Source organism: Serratia sp. BNK-4, assembly GCF_048685115.1.
In the GTDB taxonomy this organism is placed as follows: Bacteria; Pseudomonadota; Gammaproteobacteria; order Enterobacterales; family Enterobacteriaceae; genus Serratia; species Serratia bockelmannii.
This window is the reverse complement of the sequence record NZ_JBLQTM010000001.1, coordinates 3,160,689-3,174,307: the sequence shown is the minus strand read 5'-3', so window position 1 is coordinate 3,174,307 and position 13,619 is coordinate 3,160,689. Positions and strand designations below refer to the sequence as shown.

Below are 13,619 nucleotides of genomic sequence, written 5' to 3'. Positions count from 1 at the left end.
TGTAGGACAGCTTGCGGGCCACTTGCATCAAGTTAGCGGACCAGTTTGCCGCCGTATGGGCAGGGTGGCGCCGGCGATAAAAAACTGCGACCAGTGTAGGTCTGTCGACAGGTTAAAGGAATTGGTCAGTCCAAAATAAGCCAAAATCGTGAAGTGGATCAACCAATGCGCGGTTCACTTTTGACAGCGCGTTGCGAAAGAGTACCTTAAAGGTAACTGACATCTACGTTAAACTGGTATAACAGCATCGCGATGCGAGACAGGCATAAGGACAAAACATGGAACAAACATGGCGTTGGTATGGCCCGAACGATCCGGTCTCTTTGGATGATGTGCGTCAGGCCGGGGCGACCGGAGTCGTGACGGCGCTGCATCATATCGCGAACGGCGAAGTCTGGCCGATTGATGAGATCCGCGCGCGCCAGACGTTACTGGCGGAAAAAGGACTGGTGTGGTCGGTGGTGGAGAGCGTGCCGGTGCATGAGGAAATCAAAACTCACAGCGGTGACTGGCAGCGGCATATCGCCCATTACCAGCAGACGCTGCGCAACCTGGCGGCCTGCGGCATCGATACCGTCTGCTATAACTTCATGCCGATCCTCGACTGGACGCGCACCGATCTGGCCTATTCGCTGCCGGACGGCGCCAAAGCGCTGCGTTTCGATCAGATCGCCTTCGCCGCGTTCGAGCTGCATATCCTGCAGCGCGTCGGCGCCGAGGCGGACTATACGCCGCAAGAGCGCAGTCAGGCTGCAGCCTATTTCGCCGCCATGAGCGAGGAGGAGAAAGCCACGCTGACCGGCAATATCATCGCCGGCCTGCCGGGAGCGGAAGAAGGCTATACGCTGGATCAGTTCCGCCGCCGCCTGGCGGAATACGACGGCATCGACAAGGCGCAATTGCGCGAAAACATGGCGGTCTTTCTGCGCGCCATCGTGCCGGTGGCGAAAGAGGCCGGCATCCGGCTGGCGGTGCATCCCGACGATCCGCCTCGGCCGATCCTCGGCCTGCCGCGCATCGTCTCCACGATTGAAGACATGCAGTGGCTGAAGCAGACCGTCGACAGCCTTCATAACGGTTTCACCCTGTGCACTGGTTCCTACGGCGTGCGCGCCGACAACGATCTGGTGCGGATGATTGAAACCTTCGGCGATCGCATTCACTTCACCCATCTGCGCGCCACCTGCCGCGAGGAGAACCCGAAAAGCTTCCACGAGGGGGCGCACCTGCAGGGCGATGTGGACATGGTGGCGGTGATCGAAGCGATCCTGACCGAAGAGCTGCGTCGGCAACGGGCCGGCGATCGGCGGCCGATCCCGATGCGCCCCGATCATGGGCATCAGATGCTGGACGATTTGAAAAAGAAAACCAATCCGGGCTATTCGGCCATCGGGCGGTTGAAAGGGCTGGCGGAGTTGCGCGGCGTCGAGCTGGCGCTCAAGCGGCGTTTTTTCCCGGAGTTGCCGTAGCGGAAAATGAAACGGGGCCAAGACTCGGCCCCGTTGGCACCGACTAGTCGGCGCGGCTCATGTAGCGGCGTTCGGCGATATGAATGCGAATTTTGTCGCCGGCGCTGAGGTATTCCGGCACGTGGATCACCAGACCGGTCGCCATGGTGGCCGGTTTGTTGCGGGCGCTGGCGGAAGCGCCTTTGATGCCCGGCGCGGTCTCGACGATTTCCATATCCACGGTCTGCGGCAGCTCCAGCGCCAGCACCTGGCCATCCAGCGTCAGCACCTGCATGCCCGGCAGGCCGCCTTCCGGAATGAACAGCAGCTCGTCTTCGATCTGGTCTTTCTTGAAGATGTACGGCGTGTAATCTTCGTCATCCATAAACACGTATTCTTCGCCATCGATATAGGAGAAGTTCACCTTGCGGCGCGACAGGGAAATGGTGTCCAGGATATCGTCGCCCTTGAAGCGTTCTTCCACTTTCAGGCCGGTGCGCACGTCGGAGAAGCGCATTTTGTACAGGGTGCTGGCGCCGCGGGCGCTCGGGCTCTGCACGTCGATATCTTTTACCAGCAGCAGCTTGCCGTTGTAGCTGATCGCCATGCCGCGTTTAATTTCGTTAGCTCTTGCCATTTCAATTCATCCGCAATGAAGAGTATTAGAGAAGTTGCGACAAGGTACTCGCGCCACCGATTTCAGGCAATAGCCCGGCGCAAAAACAGTGCGGGAAAGGGAGGGCGGCCGCCCTCCCGTCGGGGATTAGTGGAAGACCGGCAGCAGGCCGAAAAGCGACAGAATATGCGCGGCGGCGTTGATCAAGCCGAACAGGATGACGAACAGGATCACGCCGTTACCGCCCGGTGCGCGGTAACCCGCCTGCGGATAGCGGCGGCGGCTGGCGCGCGCCATCAGCGCCGGCACGATCACCGCCCAGATGGTGGCCGCCAGCCCGGCAAAGCCGATGGCGTACAGAAAACCGTTCGGGAACAGCAGCGCGGCCAGGGTCGGCGGCACAAAGGTCACCAGCGCGGTCTTGCTGCGCCCGACGGCGTCATCCTTGAACTTGCAGAAGTCTGCCAGGTAGTCGAACAGGCCCAGCGACACGCCGAGGAACGAGCTGGCCAGCGCCATATAAGAGAAGGCGTTCAACAGTTGGCTGACGGTCTGGCTGCTGGAGACGTTGCCCATTTGCTTGAGCAGGCTGCCGATATTGCCGCCTTCGGCGATCACCTGCTTAAAGGCGTCGCGCGCGATATTGCCCTGAATCACATACTGCCACAGGATGTAGATAGCCAATGCCAGCAGGGTGCCGTACACCAGGCTGCGCACCACGGAGCCGCTGTCCTTGTGGTAGTACTTCACCAGCCCGGGAATGTTGCCGTGGTAGCCGAACGAGGTCAGCAGGTAAGGCAACGCCGCCAGGGCGTAAGGCAGATAGCTGGCCTGGCTATCGCCGGTATTGAACAGCACCGCAGGCTGCACGTGGGTGAACATGTCGCCCACCGACATCACGAAGGTGATCACCATGCCGCCGATCAGAATGGTGCTCAGGCGGTCGACCGCGCGGGTGGAGAGCCAGACGATAAACGCCACGACCAGCGCGAACACCAAACCGGCGGTGGTCTGGCCGACGCCGACGATGCCCTCCAGCGTATGCGCGATGATCGAACCGCCCGCGGAGATATAGGCGTAGGTCAGGATGTACAGCACGAACGCCACCGACAGGCCGTTCACGGCGTTCCAGCCTTTGCCCAGCAGATCCTTGACCATGGTGTTGAAGCTGGCGCCGCTCGGGTAGTGCAGCGTGGCTTCGAGGATCATCAGGCCGGAAAGCAACATGCAGGCCCAGGTATACACCAGCAGCGCGACGGAGCCGCTGAACCAGACACCGGAAGTGACGATCGGAATGGAAAACATGCCGGCGCCAACGGCGGTTCCGGCAATGATCATCGCGCCGCCGAGGACGGAAGGGCGGGCCAGCTTCTGGATGGTGTCCGTAGACATGCGTGCTCCTGATGGAAGAAGTTCTTTTGTACTAGCTCAATGGTACATTGGTGCATGGCGCATGTAAAGCGGGGGGATTGCACGTTTCACGCGTTTTTGTCTTTAAATTGCGGCTTTTTGGGCGTTTACTCGCCAGGCGGCGAATCAGGCGGGGTAAGACGGTTGCGGGACGAGTGTAAAGATCGCAGGGGCGCAGGGATTCTGCTGGCGGCCACCGCGCGCGGCTGCTATTGTCGCGCTTCTTTTCCCCAGCCCACCAGGAGTAGCGCTGATGGACTGTCGCAGCGACTGCGGCGCCTGCTGTATCGCGCCGTCAATATCCAGCCCGATCCCCGGCATGCCGAACGGCAAGCCCGCCAATACCCGCTGCATTCATCTGGATGAACAGCTGCGCTGCGGCCTGTTTCATTCGCCGCTGCGGCCGAAAGTGTGCGGCAGCCTGCAGCCGAGCCGCGATATGTGCCACGATCACCGCGATCAGGCGCTGATCTACCTCGCCAGGCTGGAAGCGGACACCGCGCCCTAAACTTCCCTCAGCTTCCACAGACACAGCGTCGCACCTGCCGCCATCGCCAGCGCGGCGTAAAATACCGCATGGTAGTTCCAGATTTCCGCCACCGCACCGGCGATGGCGCCGGCAATTACCCAGCCGACCCGAATGGTGTTGGTGAACAGCGTGGTGGCCGTGCCGGCCTGGCCGGGCATCAAATCCTGGAAGTAGAGCATGCCGATCCCCGCCAGCACGCCGATAAACGCCGCATTCAGCAGCTGCAGGGCGATGAGTTGCCAACTGCCGGTGATAAACAGCAGGCTGCAATAGAACAATACGCCGGCGACGGCGGCGCCGCGCATCAAACAACGCTTGCCGCAGCGTTTCGCCACCAGACCGGCGATCAGCATGATCGGGATTTCCAGCCCGGCGGCGGTGCCCATCAGCACGCCGACCAGCCGCTCCGGCAGCCGCAGTTCGTGCACCATATACAGCGGCATGTTGATCAGGTACATGCTGTTGGCGGTCCACATCAAAGTGCTGGCGCCAAACAGCAGTAGCGCATCGCGGCGATGCTGGCGCGGTGCGGCCAGGGGCGCACTCGCCGCGGCAGTTTTCGGCATGGAAGGCAGCCGTTTCCACACCAGCAGGCCGCACAGCACAAAGGCCGCCGCGCCCGCCAGATACATGGCCTTGAAGCCGAAGCCCAGCGCCAGCGCGAAGGCGATCGGCGGGCCAATGACCCAGGCGAGCGAGACCTGGGCGCGCATGATGGAGGTGAACATGACCGCCTCGCGGCCGGTGCGATCGGCGTGTTCGCGCGCCAGAGCGAACATTTGCGGGTTAGCGGTGGAGCCGAAGCTGGTGAGCAGTACGCCGACGAGCAGCAGCAGGTAATAGTTGCGGCTCCAGGCGAACAGCGTGAACCCCAGCGCACCCAGCATGCAACAGAGAAAAATCAGTGATTTGCGGTCGCCTTTTTTATCCGAGCGGCCGGCGAGAAACTGGCTGACCAGAATGCCGATCACCGCGCTGCCGGTAAAGAACAGCCCGACCAGCGCCGGCCGCACCTTGACCTCGGTTTCCAGAAACAGGCTCAGCGTCGGGGTTTGCAGGGCGCCGGCGATGCCGGTAAGAAACGCCACCGCCAAAAAGGCCAGCGAAGTGAGATCGGGCGCGCGTCGCGTTACTGCGGATGAAGTCGGCATGGTGGTTGAGAATTCGTCGAAAAAGGAAGGTCGCGCGCATCATACGCCCGTTGAAATGAAACGCAAACCGCTCCTTTGCGGCGAAGGGTAAACGGATATGTCGCGCGGCGACGAGAAAAAGGGGCGCGTTGCGCCCCCTTGCTTGCCGGTAAATCAGGCGCCTTGCGGCACCGCGTGCGCGGTATTTTTCAGCGCCGGCCCCTGATATTTCTCGATCTGCAGCTGCGCCATCTGCCCGCAGTTGCCCTGCGCCAGGCTGGAAGAGCCGATGTCGAAGGTCAGGCAGTTGACGTTACCGTTCTTGCACAGCGAGCCGGGCTGCGCCGGATCGGCCGGATCGAACCAGGCGCCTTCGCTGATGCGCACCACGCCGGGCCGCACGTCTTCGCTGACCACCGCGCCCACCAGGATCTGGCCGCGATCGTTGTACGCCCGTACCAGATCGCCGCCAGTGATGCCGCGCGGCTGCGCGTCCTGCGGGTGGATCAGGATCGCTTCACGATCCGCTACCGCGTATTTCTCGCGCAGCGGCGTGTTGTCGAGCTGAGAGTGCAGCCGGTTGGTCGGGTGCGCGGTATTGAGCGACAGCGGATACTTGGCCGCTTCCGGCCCGCGATACCACTCGTGCGGCGGCATCCAGGTCGGGATGCCGGGGCAATCCGCATAATGCATTTTGGCGATCGCGTCGGAGTAGATCTCGATCTTGCCCGACGGCGTGCCCAGCGGGTTCAGCAGCGGGTTGTCACGATAATCGGCGAAGCGCACCCACTGCTTATTGGCCTCGGGCACCGGGAAACGCACGTAGTTATTGGATTGCCAGAACATGTCGAACGGCGGCAGCGCCACCCGCGCGGCGCGCGCCTGGTTTTTCATGTCGTCATACATGCCTTTCAGCCACTGGGTTTCATCCTTGCCCTCGGTAAAGGCCTCCTGCACGCCCAGCCTGGCCGCCATCGCCGAGAAGATGTCGAAGTCACTGCGCGATTCGTGCTGCGGCGGCACGCATTGATGCATCGGGAACACATAGAGCTGCGAATAGTCACCCCCCATCTCCAGATCGTTGCGCTCGTAGCTGGTGGTGGCCGGCAGCACGATATCGGCATGCTTGGCGGTGGCGGTCCAATAAGGTTCGTTGACCACGATGGTGTCCGGCCGCTGCCAGGCTTTGACCAGGTTATTGGTGTCCTGATGCTGGTGGAAGGTGTTACCGCCCGCCACATACACCATTTTCACCTCGGGGTAGGTGACCTTGGCGCCGTTGAAGTCGATGGTTTTGCCCGGGTTGCTCAGGCATTCGGCGATGCGCGCCACCGGGATCGGCGCCGGCGAGTTTTTTGGCGCATTGCCGGCGGAGATGCCGGCGATGATGCCACCCTTGGCGGTTGGGCTGCCGCCGGACGAATAGTGGTAGCTGAAGCCGAAGCCGCCGCCCGGCAGGCCGATTTGGCCGAGCATCGCCGCCACCGTCACCAGCAGCCAGTGCTGCTGTTCGCCGTGGTGCTGGCGCTGAATGCCCCAGCCGCCCATGATCATGGTGCGGCTCTTCGCCATCTCGCGCGCCAGCGCGCGCAGCGTGTCGGCATCGACGCCGCTGATGTCGGCCGCCCATTCGGCGGTTTTCGCCACGCCGTCGCTCTCGCCCAGCAGGTAGGCCTGGAACTTGTCGAAGCCGACGGTGTAGGTTTTCAGGAAGTCCGGGTTATGCAGCTTCTCGGTCAGCAGCGTGTGGGCGATGCCGATCAGCATGGCGCCGTCGGTGTAAGGGCGCGGGGCGATCCACTGCGCATTGACGAACTTGGCGCTGTCGTTGTGCACCGGATCGATGCTGATCACCCGGGTGCCTTTTTTCTTCAGCGCTTCGAAACCGGTCTGGCCGACGTGATCCGGCACGTTCCAGCTGTTTTTCAGCGTGACCATCGGGTTGCAGCCCCACAGGATCACCAGCTCGCTGTTTTCGATCACGTTCGGCCAGGCGGTCTGCTGTTCGTAGACCTCCATCGAGCCGACCACGTGCGACATGATCACCTGCGCCGCGCCGGTGGAGTAGTCGCCGGCGTAGCCGAGGAAGCCGCCGGTCAGGTTCATCAGGCGCTGCAGCAGCGTGCGGCTGTTGTGCAGCATGCCGACGCTTTTCCAGCCGTAGGAACCGGCGTAGATCGACTGCGGGCCGTGATCTTTCTGCAGGCGGGTGATCTCATTGCACACCAGCTCGGTCGCTTTGTCCCAGCTGACGCGCACCCACTCGTCGCGGCCGCGCAGCTCGGTACGGCTGCCGGGGCCGCCTTCCAGCCAGCTTTTACGCACCATCGGGTATTTGATGCGGTTCTCGGCGTGCACCTGATAAGGCGCCATGGTGATCAGCTCATTGGGATACGGATCGTCCTGCACCGGCTGCACGCCGACCATCTTGCCGTCCTGCACGATGGCCTCAAACGCGCCCCAGTGGGCGCCGGTCAGGATGCCTTTTTGCGCCTGACGCAAGACGATGAACTGCGGCAGCGCTTCGCTGATGGCCTGCGCCAGTGCCGCTTTGGGCCATAAGCCCGCCAGCAGCGGGGCGGCGGTCAGCGCGGCGGCGCCGGTCAGAAAGCGGCGGCGGCTCATGGTTAACGGTTGTTGGTTGCTCATTGCGCTTCTCCCTTAAAGCTTGGCCGGTGCGGCAGGTGGCATGTCGCTGGCGTGTTTTTGTACGTATTGTGTCAGCACGCGCAGCTGTTCCTGCGTCAGCGAGGTGCGCGGTGCCATGCCTTTGATGACGCCGATCCATTGGTTGGCGTTGAAGCGATCGAGCGCGGTCAGCCCGTGACAGCCGGTGCAGTTGGCCGACATCATGTCCGCGGCGTAACGCCAGATTTTTTGCTGATCGTCGATCAACTGTTTACGCGGCAGCCACACCTGCAGAGAGACCTGATGCCAGACCAGGCCGGTTTCCGCATCGGTCTGGGTGGACGCGGTCTTCAGCTGTTTGCGCGCGTCTTCGCCCAACAGCACGCTGAGGATGCGTTTGCCCTGCGCCGCGTAGAACACTTCGCTGACGCCGTCTTGCTGCCAGCCGCTCACGGTGGCCTGCACCTTGTCGCCCTCCTGTTTCACCACCTGCACTTCGGTGGACGGCATCAGGTTGCCGGCGTTATGGCTGTCGTCCGCGCCGAGGAAGAACGGTTCGGTGGCGATGGTGTAGAGGGTGGTGGCGCCCGGTGCGGTCAGCGCCGCGGCCTTGGCCAGCTCGGCGGCACCGGCCTGGGTTTCGCCGCTCATGTCCGGCAGAATGTGGGCCACGCCTTTATGGCAGTCGATGCAGGTTTCGCCCTGTTTGATCGCCACCGGGTGCTGCAGGCGCGCCTCAGGGCGCTGGGCGGTGATGTCCATGGCGTCGTAGCTGTGGCAGGAACGGCAGGTGGCCGAATCGTTTTCTTTCAGCGTCTTCCAGACCGACTGCGCCATCGCCAGCTTGTGCGCTTCGTATTTTTCCGGCGTATCGATGGTACCGACCATCTCGCCGTAGATGTCTTTTACCGCGCGGATCTTGGTCCACAGGTAATCGATCGGCTGATGGGGGACGTGGCAGTCGGCGCACTCGGCGCGGATGCCCTTGGTGTTTTGGAAGTGGACGCTGCCCTGATATTCGGCCAGCGGTTGTTGCATGGTGTGGCAGGAAACGCAGAAGGCGGTATCGCTGGTTTTATGGAATACGGTGGCAGTCCCGGCCAACAGCGCCGCGCCGAGGATAATCCCCAGCAGCAAAAGCCATAACCATCCCCACCGGCGCTTTTTTTCAAAGCCAGTCAGTTTTTTGCTCATGGTAAACCCGCTTATAATTATGAATTTAAAATAAAATCTTGCCAAAAGGCCACCGACCGGAGGTCAGAATGCCACGTCGATTGCAGGGGTAATAATAGAAGAGGGTTAACCCCATGGGGTTATCCGTAGTCAAAAAAATGGTTTATATCGCAAAAAATAGCGTTATATTCTAATTTATATAGCGGTGGGGCGGCGCAGCACGCGCTCGCGATGGGTCAGGCCGTGGGCAGATAGGCCTGGCCGCTCAGCCACAGGCGGATCGCTGTGCGGCTGGCTTCGAAATGGGGTTCCGGCAGAGAGTCTGGCGCGCACCAACGCCATTCGGCGCATTTTTCGGGTTCTTTCAGCTCGGCTTCGCCGCCGGGGTGATCCACCTGCAGGCAGATAGACACGGTGTGTTTGCCTTCGGCGTGCCAGGTTTGCAGATTGTTGCTGACGCCAACGAAGCGCGGCGGATCGATGATCAACCCGGTTTCTTCGGCGATTTCGCGCTGGGCGCACTGCTCGAAGGTTTCACCGGCATCCAGATGTCCGCCGGGGATCGACCAAAAGGGCGCGTGGGAGCCGCAGCGTTTGCCCAACAAAATCTCACCTTGTGGGTTGACGATGATCACCCCGACGCCCGTCACTACGTTCATGCTTTTCTCCGTCAGCAAAGTTTCAGCACAGTATGTCATTTTGCCCCGGCGCTGACCAATGCGCCGATGAAAGTGTGCGTAAGCTCAAAAATCTGCAATGGCGAAAGGGAGAAAGCTTGCTTTCATCTTGCGCTGCTTACACACTCCTTGAAACGTTTCAGCGTTATCCGACCGCTTGTGGGCAGCGGGTAACGCTCCTTTTTCTCAATAAAGCTGAAACGATTCAATTCAGCAGGAGAGGAGAATCATGTTCCAGTTGTCACCGCAAGACATTCATCTGGGCGCCGCTGCCGCCGATAAGCAGGGGGCCATCCGTCAGGTGGCCGCCGCGCTGACCGAAGCCGGCTGCGTCAGCGCCGGTTACGTGGACGGCATGCTGCAGCGCGAACTGCAGACGTCCACCTACCTGGGCAACGGCATCGCCATTCCGCACGGCACCACCGATACCCGCGATCTGGTGTTGAAAACCGGCGTGCAGGTGTTCCAGTTCCCGCAGGGCATCGCGTGGGGGGAAGGCCAGACCGCTTATGTGGCGATCGGCATCGCCGCCCGTTCCGACGAGCATTTGGCACTGCTGCGTCAGCTCACCCACGTGCTGAGTGATGACAGCGTGGCGGAGCGGCTGGCGAAAACCACCTCCGCGGAAGAGCTGCGCAGCCTGTTGATGGGCGAACAGCAGAGCGCTGAATTCCAGTTCGACGTTTCGCTGATTGCGCTCGACGTCGCGGCCGACAGCCTGATGACGCTGCAGGCGCTGAACGCCGGCCGTCTGCAAAAAATTGGGGCGGTCAACGCGCAGTTCGTCAGCGATGTCATCACCCGCAGGCCGCTGAATCTGGGGCAGGGCATTTGGCTGAGCGACAGCGTTGAAGGCAACCTGGCCAGCGCGGCCACCGTCAGCCGCCCGGCGCAGGCTTTCGTGGAAGACGGCGAGCCGGTGGCGCTGCTGCTGACGGTGTCGGTCGCCGACGCGCAGCCGCTGGCGGTGCTCAACTACCTCAGCGATCTGCTGCTGGCCAACAAAGCTGAACGCTTGCTGAAGGCGGATGCCGCCGGGGTGCTGGCGCTGCTGACCAGCGACGTGGCGGAAGAGAGCAGCGTGCTGAGCGCCGAATTCGTGATCCGCAACGAGCATGGCCTGCACGCGCGGCCGGGCACGGCGCTGGTCAACGTGATCAAAAGTTTCAACAGTGACATCACCGTCACCAACCTGGACGGCAGCGGCAAGCCGGCCAACGGGCGCAGCCTGATGAAGGTGGTGGCGTTGGGCGTGAAGAAAGGGCATCACCTGCGCTTTACCGCCAATGGAGAAGATGCTGAAGCCGCGCTGAAGGCGATTGGCGAAGCGATTAATGAAGGACTGGGCGAGGGCGCAGCATGAGCAGAAGAGTAGCAACAATCACCCTGAACCCGGCGTACGATCTGGTGGGTTTCTGCCCGCAGATCGAGCGCGGGGAAGTCAACCGGGTAAAAACCGCCGGCCTGCACGCCGCCGGTAAGGGCATTAACGTCGCCAAAGTGTTGAAGGATTTAGGCATCGACGTCACCGTCGGCGGCTTCCTGGGCAAAGACAATCAGGACGGTTTCCAACTGCTGTTCAGCGATCTGGGGATCGCCAATCGCTTTCAGGTGGTGCCGGGCCGCACCCGCATCAACGTCAAGCTGACGGAAAAAGACGGCGAGGTGACCGATTTCAACTTCTCCGGCTTTGAAGTGACATCACAGGACTGGGATCGCTTCGTCAGCGACTCGCTGAGCTGGCTGGGCCAGTTCGACATGGTGGCGGTGAGCGGCAGTCTGCCGGCCGGTGTCGATCCCGACGCCTTTACCGACTGGATGACCCAGCTGCGCGCCAAGTGCCCGTGCATCATTTTCGACAGCAGCCGCGAAGCGCTGGTCGCCGGGCTGAAGGCCTCGCCGTGGCTGGTGAAGCCGAACCGCCGCGAGCTGGAAATCTGGGCCGGTCGCCCGCTGCCGACGCTGGCGGACGTGGTCGAGGCCGCGCATGCGCTGCGTGAACAGGGCATCGCCCACGTGGTCATCTCCCTCGGCGCGGAAGGCGCGCTGTGGGTTAACGCCTCCGGCGCCTGGATCGCCAAACCGCCGTCCTGTGAGGTGGTCAGCACCGTGGGCGCCGGCGATTCGATGGTCGGCGGCCTGATTTACGGCCTGCTGATGCGCGAATCCAGCGAACACACTCTGCGTCTGGCCACGGCGGTAGCGGCGCTGGCGGTCAGCCAAAGCAACGTCGGCGTGACCGATCGTCCCCAGTTGGCCGCGATGATGGCGCGCGTCGATCTGAAACCTTTCAATCAATAGCAGGAGGCAGAATGAAAACGCTGCTGATGGTAGACAGTTCGCTGGGGCAGGCCCGTGGCCACCTGGCGAAACGCATGCTGGAGGCCGCCGCGGCCAAAACTGGCCTGACGCTGGTCGAGTCACTGCAGGACGCCGAACTGGTGGTGGTGGCGGGGCAGGCTGCTCCTGCTGACGCCGGGCTGAACGGCAAATTGGTGTATGTGGGCGATGTCGAACAGGCGGTGCGGGAACCGGATGCTTTTCTGGCGCGTGCCAAGGCCGAAGCTGAAACCTATCAGGTGCCGCAGGCGGCGGCACCGGTGAAAGCCAATGGGCAAAAACGCATCGTGGCGATCACCGCTTGCCCAACCGGCGTGGCGCATACCTTTATGGCGGCCGAAGCCATTGAAAGTGAAGCCAAGAAACGCGGCTGGTGGGTGAAGGTGGAAACGCGCGGTTCCGTCGGCGCCGGCAACGCCATCACCCCGGAAGAAGTGGCGGCGGCGGATCTGGTGATCGTCGCGGCGGACATCGAAGTGGATCTGGACAAGTTTGCCGGTAAGCCGATGTATCGTACTTCCACCGGTCTGGCGCTGAAGAAAACCGCGCAGGAACTGGACAAGGCGCAGGCCGAGGCGGAGGTGTTCCAGCCGCAGCAGCGCGGTAGCGCGGCGCCGGCGGCGAAAAAGAAAGAGGGCAGCGGCCCGTATCGCCACCTGCTGACCGGCGTGTCCTACATGCTGCCGATGGTGGTGGCCGGCGGTCTGTGCATCGCGCTGTCGTTCGTGTTCGGCATCAAGGCGTTTGAAGTCAAAGGCACGTTGGCGGCGGCGCTGATGCAGATCGGCGGCGGCTCCGCCTTTGCGCTGATGGTGCCGGTGTTGGCCGGTTTTATCGCCTTCTCCATCGCGGATCGTCCGGGCCTGACGCCGGGCCTGATCGGCGGCATGCTGGCGGTGAGCACCGGCGCCGGGTTCCTCGGCGGCATCATCGCCGGCTTCCTGGCGGGTTATGTCGCTAAGGCGATCAGCAGCAAGCTGCGCCTGCCGCAAAGTATGGAAGCGCTGAAGCCCATCTTGATCATTCCGCTGGTCGCCAGCCTGATCACCGGCCTCATCATGATTTACGTGGTCGGCACGCCGGTGGCGAAAATCATGGAAGGTCTGACCCATTGGCTGCAATCGCTGGGCACCGCCAACGCCGTACTGCTGGGGGCAATCCTCGGCGGCATGATGTGTACCGACATGGGCGGCCCGGTGAACAAAGCGGCCTATGCGTTTGGCGTGGCGCTGCTCAGCTCTTCGGTGTATGCGCCGATGGCGGCGATCATGGCGGCGGGCATGGTGCCACCGCTGGCGATGGGTCTGGCGACACTGCTGGCGCGCCGCAAGTTCCCGAAATCCGAACAGGAAGGCGGCAAGGCGGCGTTGGTGCTGGGGCTGTGCTTCATCACCGAAGGGGCGATTCCGTTCGCCGCCCGCGACCCGATGCGCGTGTTGCCGTGCTGCATCGCCGGCGGGGCGCTGACCGGCGCGCTGTCGATGGCCTTCGGCGCCAAACTGATGGCACCGCACGGCGGGCTGTTCGTGCTGCTGATCCCGGGCGCGATTTCGCCGGTGTTGCTGTACCTGGTGGCGATCGCCGCCGGTACGCTGCTGGCGGGCGTAGCTTATGCCCTGCTGAAACGTGCTGAAGTACCGGTTACCGCCGCGGCGTAAGCCTCGCGAT

Annotated in this window: 11 protein-coding genes; 5 read left to right on the top strand and 6 right to left on the bottom strand. The window is 62.3% G+C overall.

Annotated features, from left to right (window positions below; genetic code table 11):
- Positions 1–278 precede the first annotated feature (278 nt).
- On the top strand, positions 279–1,469 hold the full coding sequence (gene uxuA, locus ACMGGW_RS15205; protein WP_197832376.1) for a mannonate dehydratase: 1,191 nt from the start codon (positions 279–281) through the stop codon (positions 1,467–1,469).
- 43 nt (positions 1,470–1,512) lie between these two features.
- Here uxuA and yeiP read toward each other — a convergent pair whose 3' ends face one another.
- Together yeiP and mtr are read right to left on the bottom strand one after the other, a co-directional pair.
- On the bottom strand, positions 1,513–2,085 hold the full coding sequence (gene yeiP, locus ACMGGW_RS15200) for an elongation factor P-like protein YeiP (protein ID WP_004935725.1): 573 nt from the start codon (positions 2,083–2,085) through the stop codon (positions 1,513–1,515).
- Positions 2,086–2,211: 126 nt separating this feature from the next.
- The gene (gene mtr / locus ACMGGW_RS15195; protein ID WP_089181135.1) at positions 2,212–3,456 is read right to left on the bottom strand and encodes a tryptophan permease; all 1,245 of its coding nucleotides are present in this window, start codon (positions 3,454–3,456) and stop codon (positions 2,212–2,214) included.
- Positions 3,457–3,727: 271 nt separating this feature from the next.
- On the opposite strand from mtr, the gene ACMGGW_RS15190 reads away from it, so the two are divergent.
- Positions 3,728–3,982 carry a YkgJ family cysteine cluster protein gene (locus tag ACMGGW_RS15190; RefSeq protein WP_019453627.1) on the top strand — a complete coding sequence of 85 codons (255 nt, stop codon included), beginning with the start codon at positions 3,728–3,730 and terminating at the stop codon, positions 3,980–3,982.
- Here the strand turns inward: ACMGGW_RS15190 and ACMGGW_RS15185 are convergent.
- The 4 genes from ACMGGW_RS15185 to ACMGGW_RS15170 form a co-directional block, all read right to left on the bottom strand.
- Positions 3,979–5,154, bottom strand: coding sequence for a sugar efflux transporter (locus tag ACMGGW_RS15185; protein ID WP_043136428.1), 1,176 nt, complete (start codon positions 5,152–5,154; stop codon positions 3,979–3,981). The two genes, ACMGGW_RS15190 and ACMGGW_RS15185, sit on opposite strands and share 4 nt — an antisense overlap.
- A 153-nt stretch (positions 5,155–5,307) precedes the next feature.
- Positions 5,308–7,782: a trimethylamine-N-oxide reductase TorA gene (torA, locus tag ACMGGW_RS15180; RefSeq protein ID WP_025303546.1), complete on the bottom strand. Its 2,475-nt coding sequence runs from the start codon at positions 7,780–7,782 to the stop codon at positions 5,308–5,310.
- 12 nt (positions 7,783–7,794) lie between these two features.
- A complete protein-coding gene (locus tag ACMGGW_RS15175) occupies positions 7,795–8,955 on the bottom strand; it encodes a NapC/NirT family cytochrome c (protein WP_025303545.1) in 1,161 nt (386 codons plus the stop codon).
- A 215-nt stretch (positions 8,956–9,170) separates the two neighbouring features.
- On the bottom strand, positions 9,171–9,593 hold the full coding sequence (locus ACMGGW_RS15170) for a nucleotide triphosphate diphosphatase NUDT15 (RefSeq protein ID WP_043136420.1): 423 nt from the start codon (positions 9,591–9,593) through the stop codon (positions 9,171–9,173).
- A gap of 247 nt (positions 9,594–9,840) precedes the next feature.
- On the opposite strand from ACMGGW_RS15170, the gene fruB reads away from it, so the two are divergent.
- The 3 genes from fruB to fruA are packed head-to-tail and all read left to right on the top strand — an operon-like array spanning position 9,841 to position 13,609.
- The gene (gene fruB / locus ACMGGW_RS15165) at positions 9,841–10,974 is read left to right on the top strand and encodes a fused PTS fructose transporter subunit IIA/HPr protein (RefSeq protein WP_025303543.1); all 1,134 of its coding nucleotides are present in this window, start codon (positions 9,841–9,843) and stop codon (positions 10,972–10,974) included.
- Positions 10,971–11,912, top strand: a complete 942-nt coding sequence (gene fruK / locus ACMGGW_RS15160) for a 1-phosphofructokinase (protein WP_043136417.1) — start codon at positions 10,971–10,973, stop codon at positions 11,910–11,912. Before fruB ends, fruK begins: the two co-directional genes overlap by 4 nt.
- Before the next feature lie 11 nt (positions 11,913–11,923).
- Positions 11,924–13,609, top strand: a complete 1,686-nt coding sequence (gene fruA / locus ACMGGW_RS15155; protein WP_060433639.1) for a PTS fructose transporter subunit IIBC — start codon at positions 11,924–11,926, stop codon at positions 13,607–13,609.
- Positions 13,610–13,619: the final 10 nt, after the last annotated feature.

Coding starts and splice junctions, on each gene's coding strand:
- ACMGGW_RS15190 (WP_019453627.1), top strand. CDS start 3,728: ATGGACTGTCGCAGCGACTGCGGCGCCTGCTGTATCGCGCCGTCAATA.
- fruK (WP_043136417.1), top strand. CDS start 10,971: ATGAGCAGAAGAGTAGCAACAATCACCCTGAACCCGGCGTACGATCTG.
- ACMGGW_RS15175 (WP_025303545.1), bottom strand. CDS start 8,955: ATGAGCAAAAAACTGACTGGCTTTGAAAAAAAGCGCCGGTGGGGATGG.
- ACMGGW_RS15185 (WP_043136428.1), bottom strand. CDS start 5,154: ATGCCGACTTCATCCGCAGTAACGCGACGCGCGCCCGATCTCACTTCG.
- uxuA (WP_197832376.1), top strand. CDS start 279: ATGGAACAAACATGGCGTTGGTATGGCCCGAACGATCCGGTCTCTTTG.
- ACMGGW_RS15170 (WP_043136420.1), bottom strand. CDS start 9,593: ATGAACGTAGTGACGGGCGTCGGGGTGATCATCGTCAACCCACAAGGT.
- torA (WP_025303546.1), bottom strand. CDS start 7,782: ATGAGCAACCAACAACCGTTAACCATGAGCCGCCGCCGCTTTCTGACC.
- mtr (WP_089181135.1), bottom strand. CDS start 3,456: ATGTCTACGGACACCATCCAGAAGCTGGCCCGCCCTTCCGTCCTCGGC.
- fruB (WP_025303543.1), top strand. CDS start 9,841: ATGTTCCAGTTGTCACCGCAAGACATTCATCTGGGCGCCGCTGCCGCC.
- yeiP (WP_004935725.1), bottom strand. CDS start 2,085: ATGGCAAGAGCTAACGAAATTAAACGCGGCATGGCGATCAGCTACAAC.
- fruA (WP_060433639.1), top strand. CDS start 11,924: ATGAAAACGCTGCTGATGGTAGACAGTTCGCTGGGGCAGGCCCGTGGC.